Below are 20076 nucleotides of genomic sequence, written 5' to 3'. Positions count from 1 at the left end.
TCGCTGTTATCCTCAGATTTCCTGATTGAACCGCTGCTGCGGTAGAAATCCGAGGATAAAGGCGAACGCTAACGCTTCTACAGTTCCAAAATTTCTCTCCGTTCCTTATCGACCAGTTGCATTTCAATTCTGCACAACCTTAACCGCTCGTACTATTCCTAGCTCCTTAGTTCACCACTAACTTATCTTTTCTTAGATAAGTTCTAGCTTGCGGAAGATGGTATCCACATGCTTAAGGTGCCAAGAAGGGTTAAATGCATCTTCAATCTCTTCTGGGGTGAGGACATTAGTGATTTCAGGTGTAGCTTCCACGATATCACGGAACTGCTTTTGCTCTTCCCAAGCTTGCATCGCACGTGGTTGAACGGTATCGTACGCTTGCTCGCGGCTGAAGCCTTTATCAATCAGCTTGGTTAAGATCCGGCCAGAGAAAGGAACGCCGAAGGTACGGTTCATGTTACGCTTCATATTCTCTGGGAATACAGTCAGGTTCTTCACGATGTTTCCGAAACGGTTCAGCATGTAGTTCAACAGCATTGTTGCATCCGGAAGGATGATACGCTCCACTGAAGAGTGCGAGATATCGCGTTCATGCCAGAGCGGCACGTTCTCGTAAGCTGTAACCATATGTCCGCGAATCACGCGGGATAGACCGGAAATATTCTCGCAGCCAATAGGATTCCGTTTATGCGGCATAGCAGATGAACCCTTTTGACCTTTGGCAAAAGCTTCTTCTACTTCGCGAATCTCACTCTTTTGCAGAGCGCGGATTTCGGTAGCGAATTTGTCTAGCGAGGTTGCTACCAGAGCAAGAGCTGCCATATATTCAGCGTGACGGTCGCGCTGTAGAGTCTGTGTCGAGATCGGTGCAGGGCTTGTACCCAGCTTACGGCAGACAAATTCTTCTACGAATGGATCGATGTTGGCATACGTACCCACGGCTCCGGAGATTTTGCCAAATTGCACACCGTTCGCAGCATGGCGGAAACGCTCCAGGTTACGTTTCATTTCTTCGTACCACAATGCCATTTTCAGACCAAAAGTAGTTGGCTCAGCATGAACCCCATGTGTACGGCCCATCATCGGTGTATCTTTATAAGCAATAGCTTTATCTTTAAGGATCTCAATAAAGTTAATAATATCCTTCTCTAGAATCTCATTCGCTTGACGCAGCAAGTAACCCAGTGCTGTATCCACCACATCTGTGGACGTAAGGCCGTAGTGTACCCATTTGCGTTCTGCGCCAAGGCTTTCGGAAACCGCACGTGTAAAGGCGATTACGTCATGACGTGTTTCCTGTTCGATTTCATCAATACGTGCGATGTCGAATTTAGCATCCTTACGCAGCTTAGCAGCGTCTTCGTGTGGGATTACTCCCAGCTCCGCCCATGCTTCACAAGCGCATATTTCCACTTCCAGCCACGCTTTGAATTTATTCTCCTCAGTCCAAATGGCCCGCATCTCGGGTCTGCTGTAACGTTCGATCATATTCTTTAGTTCCTCCAAAGTTTAGATTGCTCCACCCAGGATAGGCCGTCTCCGGTATCCTTGCACAGCAGATTGATATGACCCATCTTACGACCAGTCTTACTCTCAGTCTTGCCATATATATGAAGCTTAGGTACAATACCCAGCTTATTATCTTTTTCCTCATGTGTACAGGTCGCTTTAATCGCACCATCCAAATGCTGACCTAATACATTTACCATAACTACAGGTGTCAAAAGCGTTGTATCGCCCAGCGGCAGATTACAAATCGCCCGGACATGCTGCTCGAACTGTGAGGTCACGCAAGCATCCATGGTGTAATGGCCGGAATTATGCGGTCTTGGTGCCAGCTCATTGACGAACAATTCACCGTCCGCTGTGACGAACATTTCCACGGCAAGCAGTCCAACCGCATTCAGGCCTGCGATTAAAGTCTCAGCCAGCTCGCAAGCTCTGCGCTGAATGTCCGCTGACACTCTTGCAGGCACAATGGACAGATGCAAAATATTGTTTACATGAATGTTCTCAGAAGGCGGGAAGCTTTTGACCTCCCCAGATGCACTACGTGCAGCAACAACGGATATTTCGCATTGAAAAGCTACAAACTTCTCAAGCACCAGCTCCGGAATCACCTCACCGGGTGCAACCTGCCAGAAAGCTTTTTCCAGCTCTTCTTCCTGACGAATCACAGCTTGACCCTTGCCGTCATAACCGCCTGTGGCTGTCTTGAGCACACAAGGTAGTCCAAGTTCAGCCGCCGCCTCTTTTAGCTCCGCAAGGCTGTCCACCTTCCGGTACGGGGCGACCGGAACGCCCGCCGCCTCGATGGCGGCTTTTTCGCGCAGCCGATGCTGCGTGGTATACAGCAACTCGCTGCCCTGCGGCACGTACGATTCTTCCGCCAGCAGCGCTGCTACGCCCGCGTCGACGTTCTCGAACTCGTACGTGATGACGTCCGAGCGGCGGGCCAGCTCCCGCGCCGCGTCCCGGTCGTTATACGCCGCCGTAATCTGCGGCGTAACTTGACCGCTAGGCGCATCCGGCGCAGGATCCAGCGCCACGAAGCGGTACCCCATGGCGCTGCCGGCCAGCGCCATCATGCGCCCGAGCTGCCCGCCGCCGAGCACGCCGACGGTCGAGCCGGGCAGCAGCGTCCGGACGGTGTCCGCACCGGACGCTTGTGCAGCTGGCGAAGCTGCGCCGCCAGCCTCCTGCAGCTTCAGCTCCTCCGGCCTCATAAGCTGTCGCTGCTTTCCAATACTTCATCGCGGATCGCATCCCGACGCAGCTGCACACGCTGCTGCACTTCAGGGTCGAACGCTCCGATGATCTGTGCGGCCAGCAGGCCTGCATTTACAGCGCCTGCCTTACCAATAGCTACCGTTGCTACCGGTATGCCTCCAGGCATCTGCACGATAGAGAGCAGCGAATCCAGCCCATTAAGTGCTTTCGACTGCACGGGCACTCCAATCACTGGCAGGATCGTCTTTGCAGCCACCATACCCGGCAAATGTGCGGCGCCGCCTGCTCCTGCAATAATCACACGAATACCGCGGCCAGCGGCTTCCTCCGCATAGCGGAACATCAAGTCCGGTGTACGGTGCGCGGATACTACCTTCTTCTCATAAGACAAACCCAGCTCTTCCAGCACCCCACAAGCGTGCTCCATCGTATCCCAATCCGACTTACTACCCATGATGACAGCTACCTGCACAGACATGATTCGACCTACCTTCCAATCACTAGTATGAGATATCTTTATCTTGTAAATCCGAACAAGCAGAGACTACATTCTCGTCCTTCAGGGATGACTATCGTTTTCCTTAATAATATAAGGTTGATGTATTACGTGTAACTTATTCCTTATATTAAAAAAGCCCGATGTCCAGACGCATTTTGCTGCGGGAGGATCGGACTAGTAAAGGAATTAGGAAAAAACACTCCCGCTTGCCTCTCACCAAACTGGCATTAAGCGCGGAAAGCTGCACAATGCATCACTCCATTATCTGGACTGCATTATCGCATTCTAGCATCCTATTTCCTCGTAGTCCGGTAATTTACGGTTCCCGGGTAGAAACTTCCGGGCCATATTCCCGGTTTTATACGAGCTCTTCATGACATCAGTTTAACAATCCCCTACACATGATGTCAACTCAAACACGAACATTGGTAAAATCACCATAATAAATGTTCGCTTTTGGGCGAATTTAAATTCTCAATAACCTTATATTTTGTGAAGAAGTACTTCTTTCCGTACGCTCCTACCTCTAGCGCTCTATGGTGTTTAAGCTCCAGATTAAGACCTGTACAGCCTTAAATTGAAAAAAAGGAACGCTATCAGCGTCCCTTTGAACTCTATATTATTTTACAACCAGCACTGGAATACGAGCGCTTTGTACTACATTATGGCTGACACTGCCCAGAACAAATTCACGTATACCGCCAAGCCCGCGGCTGCCGATAACTATGATGTCTATAGCATTTTCCTTAGCATATTTCAAAATCACTTCCGCAGGAGATCCTTGTAAAAGCTCAACCTCAGCATTCAGGCCTTCAGCCTCAAGGCGTCCCTTCACTTCCTCGGTTGTCTGCACTGCCAAATCATAATATTCTTTATTTACTGAAGCTGGTAGTGGTGCAAGAGCTTCTCCGATAAAAAATCTTGGGAATTCAAATGCGTGTACGACATGCAATATAGAACCTGGTGTGACTTTAGCGAGTTCAATTGCGCGCTCCAATGCTTGATTAGAAGCCTTTGAACCGTCATAGGCTAGCAAAATTTTAGAGAATAACATGTACGCCACCTCTTTTTCTAGTTTGTAATCCTAAAGACTATTATCTTAAAAAATAGCTGTACAAAAAAATATTCAGCAGCAGCAGAAGCGGAATTCCGATCCTGAAGGATGTATGACGCGTCTTGTGGCGCTTACGGTACATGGCAATCAGCACACCTAGTGCGCCGCCCATGGCTGCCAGCAGAAAAAGTGTTTTCTCAGGTACACGTTCCCGCCTTTTGCGGGCTTTGTTCTTGTCCTCGGACATCACTACATACCCGATTATATTAATTACCACAAACCACAACATTACAACCTTGACCATTCTCCCGGGCTCCTCCTCCTTGCTTCCTATCTCTATTATATTCCCCTTTTGCACAAAAAACCAATCATCCTTACACGCTCTGCCAAGTCTGTTAAGTTTCTTTTAGCTGCTTCTGCTTCGTATCCTTCATCCATACCCAGGATAAAATTGTAGCCAACACCGCCGCAATTCCACCTAACCAGAATCCTCCGGTCAAGCCATATACAGAGCTCATCCAACCTGCTACGAATGGCCCTGCTGACATCCCTATCGCATAAACGGCCTGATAGAAGCCCATAGCTGTAGCCCGTTTAAAGGGATCTATTTCTGATACGGATTTACTCAACAGCAGCGGAAAAATAAGTCCCTGCATAAAACCATTCCCCACCTGAGTCAGACAAAGCGCCGCTAACGTCGGCATAGAAGGAATGAGCAGCGTAAACAGTGCGCTTCCCGCAAAGCCTAGCATAAGCTTCCCTCTATCACCCAGCAGCCCTCCAAACAGACGTGAGCCGTAGAGCGTTGCGATGGCATGCGGAATCATAAAAGCGAGTGTTAGCCAGCCCAAGCTTTCTTTGCTTGCTCCGATATTCAGCGCCTGGTTCGGAGTATATCCGAACATCGTTATAAATAGCACACAGTGCGCCAGCACAGACAACAGTGATACTTTTACCAGCAGAGGTTCCTTTACGACACCAGCCAGTTCCTTGATCTGTATGGCATTTTGCCGTTTTTCCTGCTTTTGTTCCGGTAACCGAAGCGCAAGTATTAGTGCCGCAATAGCTACAATTCCACCAATCAGGAAGGGGGCATTCCAGCCCCAATGCTCTACCATATAGCCGCTGATCATCATGCTGGTCAATTGGGCGATTACTGTAGTGAATTGCAGCATGCCCATCGCTTTTCCAGCTTCCTCTTTTGGAAAATATCCTGCGAACATCACAGAGTACACAACCCATGCCGATGCTGCTATCCCGGATACCGCACGTGCTGCCAACGCCCAACCCGGCTGTGCTCCCCACATAAAAAGAAAACAGCTGACTCCACTCGCAATCAATCCCAGATAGATAAACGGCCGCCGCCTATTTAAATAATCTGAACCGATGCCAATGGGTATACGGAATAGGATCTGCATTAACCCATATATCCCAAGCACCATGCCCACCATAAAATACGATGCTCCCAAATGCTCAACATATGGTGAAAGCACCGGCACATAAATATAAGAAGAGAACCAAAACATAAATACAATAACCAAAAAGAAAAACCTGCTGCTTCCTTGCCCCTGTGGGCGATCTGCCGCTTTCAACGGCTTCGCCTGCTGCTCAGCTGCCACCTAATCACCTGCTCCACTCATTTGCTTTCCATTCTAATTCAAAGCCTATCCGTAGACCACATAAACTTACTAGGATAGAAAAAAGACTACTGAGCACACTCAGCAGCCTTCATTATTCTAATCATTCGTTTTAATTGAAGCTAACCATCCGATGATTCCTACTACTTATCCTTCTTTTGTCCTTCAAGCGCTGCTTTCAGCAGTTCCCCAAGGTTAGAACCAATGCTTTCCTGCTTACTGTATTGCTGCACCAGCTTTTGCTGTTCACGTTTATTAACATGCTTGTGATCCTTATCTAAGGTCTCTGTGATTCCACAGCCTAGACATTGTACGAACATGCCTGCTTTACCCTCTTTAAGCTCCATTTTCTTATGGCACTGTGGGCAGCGGCGATTCGATAGTCTTTTCTCACCTGCACGGGTGTAACCACAGTTATCTGCAGGACACACCAGCAGCTTCCCTCGTTTGCTCTTCTTCTCGAGCAGTCTTGTACCGCATTCCGGACAGTGGCTGTTAGAGACATTATGCGGCTTATATTCTGCTCCGCTAGTTTTCACACCTGTTACCAATTCCTGTGCCATACTGCGGATACCTTGTAAAAAGAGCTCCGGTTTGCCTTGACCACGCGCTATTTTCTCCAGCTCAGCTTCCCAACGTGCGGTTAGATCCGGGGTTCGTAGCTGAGTGGATACCAGCTCGATTAACTGCTTACCTTTTCCTGTCGGATGCAGGAGATTACCTTGCCGCTCAATCGTATCAGAGCTTACCAGCTTCTCAATAATATCCGCGCGTGTAGCCGGGGTTCCGAGGCCGTGCTTCTCCATTTGCGTCAACAGCGAAGCTTCATTATAACGCTTCGGTGGCTGTGTTCGGCCAGCACGCACCATACAGCGGCCAATCGTGACAGCAGCCCCTTCGCGCAGCTCAGGCAGCTTTACACTGCCCGCTGCCGGCTCGTCCGCAGATTCCTCCTCGTCATCACTACTCATATCTCCGCCGTATACTTCGCGCCAGCCGGCATCTTTTACTGTCGTCCCTTTGACATGGAAGCTTTCGCCTTCCACATTGACGGTTACAGCTACCGCATCATAACGAGCTGGCGGATAGAACAAGCTTATAAAACGCCGCACAATCAGATCATACAACTTACGTTCTTCAGTACTCAGACCATTTAACAATACGGTCTGTTCTGTAGGAATAATAGCGTGGTGATCACTGACTTTACTGTCATCCACGATTCGCTTCGTAATCGGCAGCTGCTTGCGCAGCAATGGACGTGCTAACGCTGCATATGGACCGACCGCAACACTATCCAGTCTTTCCTTGAGTGTGCCCGTCATATCTGAAGTTAAGTAACGACTGTCCGTACGCGGGTATGTGACAAGTTTATGCTGCTCATATAACCGCTGCAGCACACTGGAGGTCTGCTTCGCGGAGAAGCCGAACTTCCGGTTCGCATCACGCTGCAGTTCAGTCAGATCATAAGCCAGTGGATGAGGTTCACTTTTCTCACTCTTCTGTACCTTAATAATACGGCCGCTGCGTCCTGTAAGCTTATCCTTTAAGCTGGCTGTCTTATCCTTTTCGAATATTCGACCATCACCGTTACTGGCCCGCCATGCCGCTTGGAAATCCCCAAAATCAGCAGTCAGCGTCTCAAAATCGACGGAACGGAAACCCGTAATCTCCTGTTCACGATCCATGATCATCCCTAATGTCGGCGTTTGTACCCGTCCTGCTGAGAGCGGCGAACCGAACTTACAGGTCAAAGCTCTTGTGACATTCAGTCCAATCATCCAATCCGCCTCTGCGCGGCAACGTGCAGATTCATACAACCGATCAAATTCCCGGCCCGGACGGAGTTTTGCAAATCCCTCTTTAATTGCCTTATCAGTCTGCGAGGATATCCATAACCGTTGGAATGGCTTTTTCCACCCTGCCATATTCATAATCCAGCGAGCCAGCAGCTCCCCTTCACGGGCAGCATCTGTAGCAACAATAAGCTCCTCAATGTCCTGACGCTTCATTAGATGCTGGACAGCTTTATATTGCTGGCTGGTCTCCCGCAGCACCTTCAGCTTGGTCTTCTCCGGCAAAATCGGCAGATCCTCCAAGGCCCAAGTTGCAAACTTTTTATTATAATCCTCTGGTTCTGCCAGGCCGACCAAATGACCCAGCGCCCAGGTAACCACATATTTTGGACCTTCAATATAACTCTTCTGTTTATTATTACATCCCATGACCCGTGCAATCTCGCGTGCAACAGACGGCTTCTCCGCCAATACTAATGTCTTCATAATGCTCCCCTTTCCACATCAAATTTCATTATAGCATTAAATGAATGTTAGCAAATATCGTCAGGCTTTACCGTATGCCTCTGTTATACACTAGATCATATCTGATACCCGAAAGGAGTCATAGTCAATGAATGAACAAGAAAGCTATAATATATTATCTATAGGATCGGTTAGAGGTACAGCACATAATTTGCGGCTTGAAATCAACCCGGAATTCAGACCAGCGCTTAAAGGTTTATCTCAGTTTAGTCATTGCCAAGTGCTTTGGTGGCTGCATGAGTTTGCAGAGGATCATTTCCGGCAGACTACACAGATTCAGCCTCCTTATGATGCGACCTTAACTGGAGTATTCGCTTCCCGTTCCCCTATTCGCCCTAATCCGATTGGGCTAAGTGTAGCAGCAATCCTGTCTGTCGATGTAGACTCTGGAATAGTAGAGGTGGCCGGGCTTGATGCCTATCCGGGCACACCGGTTCTCGACATCAAAGCCTATTTTCCTAGTGCAGATCGCGTAATGGAAGTGACTGTTCCCGATTGGGCTGCTGCTTGGGGCGACTGGACAGCAAATCATTGAAGTAATCGTGCTAGACACCATTTCTATTAACTGTTATGGGAGGACATCTCTTGAACAATCGCCAACTAATCATTCAAGCCTTAGATCTCATTGAGGGTCGCTTAACTACGTTTCTTCCTGTAGCTGTCCTCTCCAAAGAAATGGGATACTCCCTTTATCATTTCACCCGTCTATTTCAAGCAGTCACTGGGATAGCACCCGGCGACTATATAGCCAGACGCAAAATCACTGAAGCAGCCTTAGACATTCATCGAATGCCAGAACGTTCACTCCAGGACATCTCCTTAGACTATAACTTTAGTAACTATGAGACCTTTACGCGTGCCTTCAAAAGAATGCTGCACACGACTCCCTCTCTTGTTCGAAAAAGACTTACTGAAACGAAACTCCCTTTGCTCCCTAGACTATATGAACAGGATCTACTTCAAGTCCTTTCTGATAGTGATCTCTCCCCCCAGCTCGTTGATTTCGGAGAAATTATACTTCAAGGACCCATAGTTAAAGTAGACCATGATTTCTCCGTCATTTCTGATACTTGGCCTTTGCTTTTCAATAAGGTAGCCACTATATCGGATAGAATACAGCCTGAAAAATATTATCAGCTTGGCTTCTGGCCAGATGACTATGAGAGTAATGGGTTTTCGATCATGTGTGCCTGCGAACTCAGTCCTATAAAAGCAGACCACAATCAGACTTTCCCCCTTCAGATCTTACCACCCATACGTTATCTGAAATTCATCCATAAAGGCCGCTCTTGTGATATCCCTTCTACCTATAAATATATCTACGGAATCTGGCTGCCGAAAACAGAATACAGGATGTCCATTCCATTTGAATTGGAATATTATGGTGAATTTTACCTTGGACCAGATAACGAAAACTCGGTGAGTGAAATCTACATTCCATTAGAATTTTTACAAGAAGAGACTACGTTGTCGTCTTTTATAGATGACAACCGTTACTCTTAGAAATATAAAGATATTATAGTTTTGTAGCTTATAAATTCTCATTTTTTAACAAAAAGCCCGTATCTGCTATGCAGACACGGGCTTTTTTGCTTATGGGATTAATAGTTACTTTTGCTCCACCTGAATCGTTTGTTCAAGCTCCGGATAATAATGTTTAACTTGTTTTCCTTCTTCATCCCTTAATGCTTTATGATTTTCATCAATGGAGTAAGTAAACGGCTTAACTGTAATTGTCTTTGGTGTTTGCGCGAACGGTATGAAATCTTTGTCTACCAAAGGATAGACTATAGCTGGCAAGTTAAATGACCCACCCGATGAGAACGCATTACCTAGTTCATCAACAATTTCATAGAACATTTCAGAGGTTGTGTATCCATCCTTTTCTTTCACAGTTGGCGCTTTACCTTCTTCGCTGAGCTGTAATCTGCTTGTGGCTGGAGTTAATTCCAGCTTGGTAATCGTATAACTGAATTCTTCTGCCTCTTTTGTTTGGTTCAGATCAAGCTTGATAATTCCTTCCGTTACTTTTTTCACCGGCACCTTGATTACAAAAGGCTCTGCAATTTGTGTAACCGGCACACTGATGCTTAATTCAAATTCATCCCCCAAAGCCTCTATATTATTTAGATTTCTGTAATCGTATAAAATAGCATTCTTTTTTCCCTCAACATCACCAAAAGATGACATTTGGCTCTCCAGTTTTTTCCCATTCGGCAATTTCACTTCTGCTGAACCCAACAACCCTTTTTCGGACTGGTTCATTGTCACTTTCGCATGTTGTTCTGTTAGCGATGGATCGAACTCAATCGGTTCAATAATCATCTCAGCCATCATCTTATCATTATCAATGCCTTCCCGTTCAATCGCAAAAGCCAACCGCGAGCCGTCATAATAGGCATCGGTAACCTTTAAGGTCACTCCATCATGGGTAACGCTTTGGTTAGGGGCAGTAGATAATCCTTTTTCCTCAGCAGCATTTAGACCTTTATCGTCAATCCCCTTAAAAATACTTCCTACAACAGGAATCTGCTTCAATGTTTCAGCCATGACCGGGGATACAAATCCGCTACCGATTATCCCCGCACCCAACACTGCTGCTGCCGAGGCAGCCACCAATGATTTTTTCAGAAACTTATTTCCATTCTTTCTTGACGCTCGTTTTTCCATTCCCTCGTCTCCTATTCGCTTCATAATTGAATCGCTGAAACTGTCTACCGGCATTTCATGATTTTGGAATGTTTGACGAATGTGCTCCATCTTCTGACTTTCAGTTCGATCTTGCCATTTCTCCATGAGGGCTGCCTCCTTCATTCATTCTTTGCCGGACTAACTTTTTGCGTAGACGTTCAAATTTCTTGCGTAAAGTAGCTGAATTACAATCCATAATCTGACCCATTTCTTCAAAGCTGTACTGCTCAACCACCTTAAGAATCAGGAGATTGCTCTCTTCGGCTGTCAGGTCATCCATAAATAACTTCTGCAATGGCTCCTCATCGTTAGGATTATAATAGGCTTTGGGCTGCTGCTCTTTATATAGCGACAACAGACGGTTTCTTCGCTTGCGTTTGCGAACCTGATCCAGACAATGATGATAGGCCACTTTATACAGCCATGCACTAAAAGAGACTCGTTTCTCATAACGTCTGAGTTCCTGATACACTTTTACAAATATATCTTGCACAGCATCCTCTGCTTCTTCATGACTTCTCAAAATATAATAGCAATACGTATAAATCTTTCTTTCATAGGCTTGTATTATAGTTCTATAGGCTTCGCGGTTACCCGCAAGTACCTGATCGATAGCCTCTTCAATTATTGTTTGATTCACTTGGACCCCGGGGCTGCGACGTTCCAAAGAATCACCTCCTTGTTATTGACTACAACTATATAACGAATGTGATCCCTTTAATTGTGACAGGCTCAAAAAAATTTTCCAAATATGTTAGAAACATCATCCGTTTTCAATAAAAAAAGCGATTGCCCCGATTGATGTTCGGAGAAATCGCTTTTATAATAATATTCCATATTTATAAATTACTTACTTATTCGTACTATTGGACACTTTTTAACGCTATACATGCTTCATAATATACAGTATCACTATTCTGACCGCGTACATATATACCATCATCCGTTACAGCTGAACGTAAAATAGTCAGTTCATCCCCAAACTTAGCTTCTTGTAGATAAGTAATCCGGAAGCGTGTGAACTCTGCATTATCCCATTCCGCTAAAGTGAGCGCATCACAACATAAATCCCCGTATCGGGCATTATTCAAATGTCCGTTGCTGTCAAGCCCACTATATCTTACCTGATACCGATAAGCTTCTTCCATAGTAATATCAGAAGGGATCGTTACCTTAACAGGCATATCGCCTACTGAATCGCCATTATAGTGCCTAACCTGAACCGGAAGGGCATTCGGTCTAAGTATCCTTCTCTTCTCAATATCTACTAAAGCCCATATGGATCGTGCTGTGGCGATTTCTATATGATCTGCATCGAAAATACGATAATCCCGTTGCCACAGTGCCCCTTTAGTTCCTTTACTCCAGGTATGTACGCTAAGCACATCATTCGGGCGGGGAATACGCTTAAAATCAAGATCTAACGTAATCATCATCCAGCCCATTCCTGCATTCAGAATTTCTTCCACACTTATCCCCAAATTACCCACTGCGAAGTCTGCCGCACATTGCATGATATCCAGAATAAAGGATAACTTACCCTGCGAACGATAATCCGTGTCGCTCGCATGTACAGAAAAATCTTCTATCCACACAAGATTGCTACTGTTGTCCATTGTTTATCCTCCTGCCATGCAAAATATCCTTGCATTTACTTGAAGTATCCACATATACCACTGCTCTATCCACATAAATTGGGGACTACTTTCATTTTTGAATATATTTTATTATTTCATCCACATGTTAGTAACTTTTATAATTTCGTTAATTCCCCATAACTTATCCACATTATTTAAATTAAGCGATAAAGGGAACAAAAAAGCCATTGTTGATAAATCAACAATGGCTTCGTGTGCTTGGCAACGTCCTACTCTCCCAGGACCCTTCGGTCCAAGTACCATCGGCGCTGGAGGGCTTAACGGTCGTGTTCGGGATGGGTACGCGTGGAACCCCTCCGCTATCGCCACCAAACATGCGTCTGTGAAACAGACGCTGCCGCGTGAAATTCGGTTCATCACCAGAAGTGAGAATGAATTTCTAAGCGTGTTACAGGCTTGATGCCTGAAAACTGAATCCGAAACAAATTTGCATTCTACGTATAGGATAAGCCCTCGACCGATTAGTATTGGTCAGCTCCATGCATTACTGCACTTCCACCTCCAACCTATCTACCTCGTCGTCTTCAAGGGGTCTTACTAATTGGGAAATCTCATCTTGAGGGGGGCTTCACGCTTAGATGCTTTCAGCGCTTATCCCGTCCGTACGTAGCTACCCAGCCATGCTCCTGGCGGAACAACTGGTGCACCAGCGGTACGTCCATCCCGGTCCTCTCGTACTAAGGACAGCTCCTCTCAAATTTCCTGCGCCCACGACAGATAGGGACCGAACTGTCTCACGACGTTCTGAACCCAGCTCGCGTACCGCTTTAATGGGCGAACAGCCCAACCCTTGGGACCTACTTCAGCCCCAGGATGCGATGAGCCGACATCGAGGTGCCAAACCTCCCCGTCGATGTGGACTCTTGGGGGAGATAAGCCTGTTATCCCCAGGGTAGCTTTTATCCGTTGAGCGATGGCCCTTCCATGCGGTACCACCGGATCACTAAGTCCGACTTTCGTCCCTGCTCGACTTGTAGGTCTCGCAGTCAAGCTCCCTTATGCCTTTGCACTCTGCGAATGATTTCCAACCATTCTGAGGGAACCTTGGAACGCCTCCGTTACTCTTTAGGAGGCGACCGCCCCAGTCAAACTGCCCGCCTGACACGGTCCCCGTACCCGATAAGGGCACTAGGTTAGAACCTAGATACGATCAGGGTGGTATCCCAACGGCGCCTCCACCGAAGCTTGCGCTCCGATTTCTACGGCTCCCACCTATCCTGTACAGATCGTACCCAAATTCAATATCAAGCTGCAGTAAAGCTCCATGGGGTCTTTCCGTCTTGTCGCGGGTAACCTGCATCTTCACAGGTATTAAAATTTCACCGGATCTCTCGTTGAGACAGCGCCCAAGTCGTTACGCCATTCGTGCGGGTCAGAATTTACCTGACAAGGAATTTCGCTACCTTAGGACCGTTATAGTTACGGCCGCCGTTTACTGGGGCTTCGGTTCATAGCTTCGGGTTACCCCTAACCACTCCCCTTAACCTTCCAGCACCGGGCAGGCGTCAGCCCGTATACTTCGCCTTGCGGCTTCGCACAGACCTGTGTTTTTGCTAAACAGTCGCTTGGGCCTTTTCACTGCGGCCCCCTCGTGCTATTCACACTACCGGGGCACCCCTTCTCCCGAAGTTACGGGGTCATTTTGCCGAGTTCCTTAACGAGAGTTCTTCCGCGCGCCTTAGAATTCTCTTCTCGCCTACCTGTGTCGGTTTGCGGTACGGGCACCTTCTCCTGGCTAGAGGCTTTTCTTGGCAGTGTGAGATCATGACCTTCGCTACTATAATTTTCGCTCCCCATCACAGCCCAGCCTTAACGATGTGCGGATTTGCCTACACATCAGCCTCACTGCTTAGACGGACATCCATCAGTCCGCGTCACTACCCTCCTGCGTCACCCCATCGCTCATAGCGGATTACGGTGGTACAGTAATTTCAAACTGTTGTCCTTCGACTACGCCTTTCGGCCTCGCCTTAGGTCCCGACTTACCCTGAGCGGACGAGCCTTCCTCAGGAAACCTTGGGCTTTCGGCGGATCAGATTCTCACTGATCTTTTCGTTACTCATACCGGCATTCTCACTTGTGTAGTGTCCAGCGCTCTTTTCAGTACACCTTCAACCCCTACACAACGCTCCCCTACCCCAGATACATACGTATCTAGCCATAGCTTCGGTGGTGTGTTTAGCCCCGTTACATTTTCGGCGCAGAGTCACTCGACCAGTGAGCTATTACGCACTCTTTCAATGGTGGCTGCTTCTAAGCCAACATCCTGGTTGTCTGTGCAACTCCACATCCTTTCCCACTTAACACACACTTGGGGACCTTAGCTGATGGTCTGGGCTGTTTCCCTTTTGACAATGGATCTTAGCACTCACTGTCTGACTCCCGGCAATAAGTATATGGCATTCGGAGTTTGACTGAGCTTGGTAATCCTTGCGGACCCCGCACCCAATCAGTGCTCTACCTCCACTACTCTTATACCGAGGCTAGCCCTAAAGCTATTTCGGGGAGAACCAGCTATCTCCGAGTTCGATTGGAATTTCTCCGCTACCCCCACCTCATCCCCGCACTTTTCAACGTACGTGGGTTCGGGCCTCCAGTGCGTGTTACCGCACCTTCACCCTGGACAGGGGTAGATCACACGGTTTCGGGTCTACGTCCACATACTAATTCGCCCTATTCAGACTCGCTTTCGCTGCGGCTCCACCTTCTCGGCTTAACCTTGCATGTTAAACGTAACTCGCCGGTTCATTCTACAAAAGGCACGCCATCACCCATTAATAGGGCTCTGACTTTTTGTAAGCACACGGTTTCAGGTTCTATTTCACTCCCCTTCCGGGGTGCTTTTCACCTTTCCCTCACGGTACTGTTTCACTATCGGTCGCCAGGTAGTATTTAGCCTTAGCAGATGGTCCTGCTGGATTCATACGGGGTTTCACGTGCCCCGCACTACTCGGGATCCGTCTCGGAGAGAATACAGTTTAGGTTACAGGGCTTTTACCTCTATCGCGGGCCTTTCCAGACCTCTTCACCTACCATATTCCTTTGTAACTCCATGTGAGACGTCCCACAACCCCTAAGAGCAAGCTCTTAGGTTTAGGCTGTTCCGCGTTCGCTCGCCGCTACTGACGGAATCACTATTGTTTTCTCTTCCTCAGGGTACTTAGATGTTTCAGTTCCCCTGGTCTGCCTCTACACACCCTATGTATTCAGGTATGAGTAACTGCGAATTACCACAGCTGGGTTTCCCCATTCGGACACCCCCGGATCAAAGCTTGCTTACAGCTCCCCGAGGCAGTTTCGTTGTTCGCCACGTCCTTCGTCGGCTCCTGGCGCCTAGGCATCCTCCGTGTGCTCTTATTAGCTTAACCTTGATTCTTCCGCAGGAAAATATCATACGATGACATTCTCTTTGGAATCATCTCACTAATAACATTTACTTGTTTGCACAAGTTGCTAAAAGATGTTCTAAAACGCAAATTCGTTTCGGTATCCAGTTTTCAAGGATCAAGTCTTACTTGAGAGCTTAAACTCTCAAAACTGAGCAACGAGTGAGTAACAGGCCTAAACCTGAGTTTTGGAAGCTTAGCTTCCGATTTGAATGTTCTCATTGCAGAGAACGATTCTCCATAGAAAGGAGGTGATCCAGCCGCACCTTCCGATACGGCTACCTTGTTACGACTTCACCCCAATCATCTACCCCACCTTCGGCGGCTGGCTCCCTTGCGGGTTACCCCACCGACTTCGGGTGTTGTAAACTCTCGTGGTGTGACGGGCGGTGTGTACAAGACCCGGGAACGTATTCACCGCGGCATGCTGATCCGCGATTACTAGCAATTCCGACTTCATGCAGGCGAGTTGCAGCCTGCAATCCGAACTGAGACCGGCTTTGATGGGATTGGCTCCACCTCGCGGCTTCGCTTCCCGTTGTACCGGCCATTGTAGTACGTGTGTAGCCCAGGTCATAAGGGGCATGATGATTTGACGTCATCCCCACCTTCCTCCGGTTTGTCACCGGCAGTCACTCTAGAGTGCCCAGCATTACCTGCTGGCAACTAAAGTTAAGGGTTGCGCTCGTTGCGGGACTTAACCCAACATCTCACGACACGAGCTGACGACAACCATGCACCACCTGTCTCCTCTGTCCCGAAGGCCGCTGCTATCTCTAGCAGATTCAGAGGGATGTCAAGACCTGGTAAGGTTCTTCGCGTTGCTTCGAATTAAACCACATACTCCACTGCTTGTGCGGGTCCCCGTCAATTCCTTTGAGTTTCAGTCTTGCGACCGTACTCCCCAGGCGGAGTGCTTACTGTGTTAACTTCGGCACCAAGGGTATCGAAACCCCTAACACCTAGCACTCATCGTTTACGGCGTGGACTACCAGGGTATCTAATCCTGTTTGCTCCCCACGCTTTCGCGCCTCAGCGTCAGTTACAGCCCAGAAAGTCGCCTTCGCCACTGGTGTTCCTCCACATATCTACGCATTTCACCGCTACACGTGGAATTCCACTTTCCTCTTCTGTACTCAAGCCACCCAGTTTCCAGTGCGACCTCAGGTTGAGCCCAAGGTTTAAACACCAGACTTAAATAGCCGCCTGCGCGCGCTTTACGCCCAATAATTCCGGACAACGCTTGCCCCCTACGTATTACCGCGGCTGCTGGCACGTAGTTAGCCGGGGCTTTCTTCTCAGGTACCGTCACTCCGGTAGCAGTTACTCTACCGGACGTTCTTCCCTGGCAACAGAGCTTTACGATCCGAAAACCTTCATCACTCACGCGGCGTTGCTCCGTCAGGCTTTCGCCCATTGCGGAAGATTCCCTACTGCTGCCTCCCGTAGGAGTCTGGGCCGTGTCTCAGTCCCAGTGTGGCCGTTCACCCTCTCAGGTCGGCTACGCATCGTCGCCTTGGTGGGCCGTTACCCCACCAACTAGCTAATGCGCCGCAGGCCCATCCCTCAGTGACAGATTGCTCCGTCTTTCATTCTTCTCTCAGGAGAAAAAAGAAATTATCCGGTATTAGCTACCGTTTCCGGTAGTTATCCCAGTCTGAAGGGCAGGTTGCCTACGTGTTACTCACCCGTCCGCCGCTAAGTTACTTTGAAAGCAAGCTTTCAAAGTAACTCCGCTCGACTTGCATGTATTAGGCACGCCGCCAGCGTTCGTCCTGAGCCAGGATCAAACTCTCCAATTAGTATTGAAAAGAGCGATATGCTCATTTTGAAACATCTGACGAGAAAATTAATTCTCTAATTTTGGATTTCACTTACGTGATTTCCTACTCACTCGTTGTTCAGTTTTCAAAGATCAAGTTCTCGTTGGCGCCGTTTAATGTCTCAGCAGCAACTCTTATAATATATCATGTTGTTTTCAGAAATGCAAGCTTTATTTTTCGAAGCTTTTTATCAGCCTCGTCTATATCGCCTGTACGCTGTCTAACAACGCTTACCTATAATACCCCAACTATTAATAGAAAAGCAACCCCTAATATAAAAATAAACAACTAGCTTAATAATTAAGCTAGTTGTTTATTTAATAGAGTTATCTTTCTAGCGACGAACTTAATAGTATTTTGCCGCAGTATATTTGCTTGAGGCTTTAATTAAATCGGTTTTCTTATCACTCTTTGCAAGTCCTGCATCCACTGTAGTATCAATGGTAACCCACTTCCCATTAAGCAACACTTCGTTCCAGGCATGATATTGCGTAACGTAGCTTGTATTCCCCATTACCAACTTAGCAGGAACATCTACACTCCGCAGCATTGCGGCAAAAAGAGAAGCGTAATCATAGCAAATTCCTTTTTTAGTAGTCAATGTCTTATCGATGCTTGGAATATAATCAGTAGTTACACTATTAGCAAGAGAGTAATCATATTGTACATTCGCAACTACATAGTTATAGATCGCTTTAACTTTCTCTTCGTCTGTTGTTTTGCCTTGTACTAATTGTTTAGCTTTGACAATCGCTTTATCAGAAGAACTCCATTTCACATTCTGTACGGAGCCCAAATATACGGAATTCGAGTCACTCATGGTTACGTCTACTACTTCGGAATATAATGCTTTGTATTTATTGCCGGTTGTGTTCTCCAGAACAGAAACCTTATAAGTCCCATTTCCTTGTTGCAAAGGGAAGTCCTCAGCTTGTCCAGAAGCATACAAGTTATATGTATAACTGCTGTTATCTTTGGTGATCATGAGTTTGATTCTTTTATCTTTCGGAATATCATAGTTAATACCAATCACACCTTGAGCCACTTTGGATGTAATCAACCAGCTGGCATCTGCACTTGCAGCTTGAGCTGTACTTACTGGAACTGAAGTCATTAGGACGAACAACGCCACCAGCATAAAATAAACCTTTTTCACGGATAAAACTCCTTTCGGTAGCTGGCTGCCATCCTTTCGGGAAGGCCCTTTAGCTTTGCGTCCCTACCTTTCGATAGGTTTGCCGTTATCGTATAAGTTCTATCTGTTCTAGCTTTACTAGATATAATTGATAGAATCCATTTGAAACAAACAAAAAAAGCCTCTTCATTCGGTAGCTGGCTGCCATCCTTTTGGGAAAAGGCCCTTTAGCTTTGCGTCCCTACCTTTCGGAAGGTTTGCCGTTATCGTGTTTAGCTTTCATAGTATAATACTATCATATTTATAGTTGTGAACAAGACCTAATTTACTAGATTACCCATTATTTTATAAATATCTCCCGGTATTTGTTCTTGTCATTCACTATTCTCATTTTGTTAATTTGGCATGAACAATCAGCCGATGCGTTGGATTCACTAGCGGATCACATGTAATCAGAGTAAGAATCTTATCCTTGTCATTCCCGTCAAGAACGGAGACGTCACTCGGATCTACTACAGAAATATCATACACCTCATAGTTAAACACCTGATCACTAGTCTTTATCGTGATAACATCCCCCACAACAACCTCATTCAATCTGTTAAACAAACGACCCGTAGTTCTAGCCCGATGCGCCGCGATTGCAGCATTCCCGATCTCTCCAAGGGGTGCCGTTTCTTTCATATGGGCTGCAGCATGTTTCATATTAGCTTTTGTAGCCCCTTCTAATACAGGCAGCTTCAAATCAATCTTATCGATTTCAATTAGTGCGATTACTTTGCCACCGACTGCAATCTCCGGTTCAGGCTTTTCTGTCTCTTGGGGTTGGGGCTGTGCCTGAGCATCCAGAACCGATTCCTCTGCTAACAGCTGAGTAACTTCAGCATACCTGCTCTTTAGATCTGGCTGGGGAGTACTATCGGCAGTGCTTAGTTCAGCCGTTTCTAATAACTTCTCCTGCTGCCTGTCGTTGTACCACTCGTTAGCTGTCGGATATAACATGATAAGTATCCCAGCCAGTATGAGTAGATAGGAGAATTTACGCAATGTTATTCACCTCCGTATATTGTTTCTATGGTTATATACAAATCAAGCAGAAACAGCTACTTGCCTTTAAGCATAGCAACTCCTTCTGCCTGAAATTA

The 20076-nt window shown here is 47.1% G+C and carries 14 protein-coding genes, 3 rRNA genes and 3 riboswitches; of the genes, 2 read left to right on the top strand and 15 right to left on the bottom strand.

Going from position 1 to position 20076, the window contains the following annotated elements:
* Positions 1 to 192 precede the first annotated feature (192 nt).
* The 7 genes from purB to MHI51_RS03420 all read right to left on the bottom strand — a co-directional run bounded on the left by purB (position 193) and on the right by MHI51_RS03420 (position 8199).
* On the bottom strand, positions 193 to 1488 hold the full coding sequence (purB, locus tag MHI51_RS03450; protein WP_036680917.1) for an adenylosuccinate lyase: 1296 nt from the start codon (positions 1486 to 1488) through the stop codon (positions 193 to 195).
* 5 nt (positions 1489 to 1493) lie between these two features.
* A complete protein-coding gene (gene purK / locus MHI51_RS03445; protein WP_405173581.1) occupies positions 1494 to 2726 on the bottom strand; it encodes a 5-(carboxyamino)imidazole ribonucleotide synthase in 1233 nt (410 codons plus the stop codon).
* The gene (purE, locus tag MHI51_RS03440; RefSeq protein WP_036680920.1) at positions 2723 to 3208 is read right to left on the bottom strand and encodes a 5-(carboxyamino)imidazole ribonucleotide mutase; all 486 of its coding nucleotides are present in this window, start codon (positions 3206 to 3208) and stop codon (positions 2723 to 2725) included. Before purE ends, purK begins: the two co-directional genes overlap by 4 nt.
* A gap of 305 nt (positions 3209 to 3513) precedes the next feature.
* A riboswitch (purine riboswitch) is annotated at positions 3514 to 3615 on the bottom strand.
* Between the two features lie 233 nt (positions 3616 to 3848).
* The gene (locus MHI51_RS03435) at positions 3849 to 4283 is read right to left on the bottom strand and encodes a universal stress protein (protein WP_036680923.1); all 435 of its coding nucleotides are present in this window, start codon (positions 4281 to 4283) and stop codon (positions 3849 to 3851) included.
* Positions 4284 to 4323: 40 nt separating this feature from the next.
* Positions 4324 to 4587: a DUF1294 domain-containing protein gene (locus tag MHI51_RS03430; RefSeq protein ID WP_036680925.1), complete on the bottom strand. Its 264-nt coding sequence runs from the start codon at positions 4585 to 4587 to the stop codon at positions 4324 to 4326.
* A 91-nt stretch (positions 4588 to 4678) separates the two neighbouring features.
* Positions 4679 to 5902 (bottom strand): MFS transporter, encoded by a 1224-nt coding sequence (locus tag MHI51_RS03425; RefSeq protein WP_341143807.1) that lies wholly within the window; start codon positions 5900 to 5902, stop codon positions 4679 to 4681.
* A gap of 161 nt (positions 5903 to 6063) precedes the next feature.
* Positions 6064 to 8199, bottom strand: a complete 2136-nt coding sequence (locus MHI51_RS03420; RefSeq protein WP_405173580.1) for a DNA topoisomerase III — start codon at positions 8197 to 8199, stop codon at positions 6064 to 6066.
* Between the two features lie 127 nt (positions 8200 to 8326).
* Between MHI51_RS03420 and tsaA the strand changes: the two genes are divergently transcribed.
* On the top strand, positions 8327 to 8773 hold the full coding sequence (gene tsaA / locus MHI51_RS03415) for a tRNA (N6-threonylcarbamoyladenosine(37)-N6)-methyltransferase TrmO (protein WP_076128454.1): 447 nt from the start codon (positions 8327 to 8329) through the stop codon (positions 8771 to 8773).
* Between the two features lie 50 nt (positions 8774 to 8823).
* Positions 8824 to 9741, top strand: a complete 918-nt coding sequence (locus tag MHI51_RS03410) for an AraC family transcriptional regulator (RefSeq protein WP_405173579.1) — start codon at positions 8824 to 8826, stop codon at positions 9739 to 9741.
* A 105-nt stretch (positions 9742 to 9846) separates the two neighbouring features.
* Here the strand turns inward: MHI51_RS03410 and MHI51_RS03405 are convergent, their stop codons facing one another.
* The 8 genes from MHI51_RS03405 to MHI51_RS03370 form a co-directional block, all read right to left on the bottom strand.
* The gene (locus MHI51_RS03405) at positions 9847 to 11034 is read right to left on the bottom strand and encodes a DUF4179 domain-containing protein (protein ID WP_076128451.1); all 1188 of its coding nucleotides are present in this window, start codon (positions 11032 to 11034) and stop codon (positions 9847 to 9849) included.
* Positions 11009 to 11596 carry an RNA polymerase sigma factor gene (locus MHI51_RS03400; protein WP_076128449.1) on the bottom strand — a complete coding sequence of 196 codons (588 nt, stop codon included), beginning with the start codon at positions 11594 to 11596 and terminating at the stop codon, positions 11009 to 11011. Before MHI51_RS03400 ends, MHI51_RS03405 begins: the two co-directional genes overlap by 26 nt.
* Before the next feature lie 196 nt (positions 11597 to 11792).
* The gene (locus tag MHI51_RS03395) at positions 11793 to 12545 is read right to left on the bottom strand and encodes an acyl-[acyl-carrier-protein] thioesterase (RefSeq protein WP_405173578.1); all 753 of its coding nucleotides are present in this window, start codon (positions 12543 to 12545) and stop codon (positions 11793 to 11795) included.
* Between the two features lie 238 nt (positions 12546 to 12783).
* A 5S ribosomal RNA gene (gene rrf / locus MHI51_RS03390) occupies positions 12784 to 12900 on the bottom strand.
* Between the two features lie 128 nt (positions 12901 to 13028).
* Positions 13029 to 15955, bottom strand: a 23S ribosomal RNA gene (locus MHI51_RS03385).
* Positions 15956 to 16217: 262 nt separating this feature from the next.
* A 16S ribosomal RNA gene (locus MHI51_RS03380) occupies positions 16218 to 17775 on the bottom strand.
* Together the 16S, 23S and 5S rRNA genes form the textbook arrangement of a ribosomal RNA operon.
* A gap of 367 nt (positions 17776 to 18142) precedes the next feature.
* Positions 18143 to 18952 carry a transglutaminase family protein gene (locus MHI51_RS03375; protein WP_038568647.1) on the bottom strand — a complete coding sequence of 270 codons (810 nt, stop codon included), beginning with the start codon at positions 18950 to 18952 and terminating at the stop codon, positions 18143 to 18145.
* A 13-nt stretch (positions 18953 to 18965) separates the two neighbouring features.
* Positions 18966 to 19046: riboswitch (cyclic di-GMP riboswitch) on the bottom strand.
* A gap of 74 nt (positions 19047 to 19120) precedes the next feature.
* Positions 19121 to 19203, bottom strand: a riboswitch (cyclic di-GMP riboswitch).
* Between the two features lie 115 nt (positions 19204 to 19318).
* Positions 19319 to 19978 carry a class D sortase gene (locus MHI51_RS03370; RefSeq protein ID WP_256716649.1) on the bottom strand — a complete coding sequence of 220 codons (660 nt, stop codon included), beginning with the start codon at positions 19976 to 19978 and terminating at the stop codon, positions 19319 to 19321.
* Positions 19979 to 20076 lie beyond the last annotated feature (98 nt).

It is taken from the genome of Paenibacillus sp. FSL H8-0260, from assembly GCF_045040625.1.
Lineage (GTDB): Bacteria > Bacillota > Bacilli > Paenibacillales > Paenibacillaceae > Paenibacillus_AQ > Paenibacillus_AQ odorifer.
The sequence above is the reverse complement of the archived record's forward strand: the minus strand, read 5'-3'. Positions and strand labels throughout refer to the sequence as shown.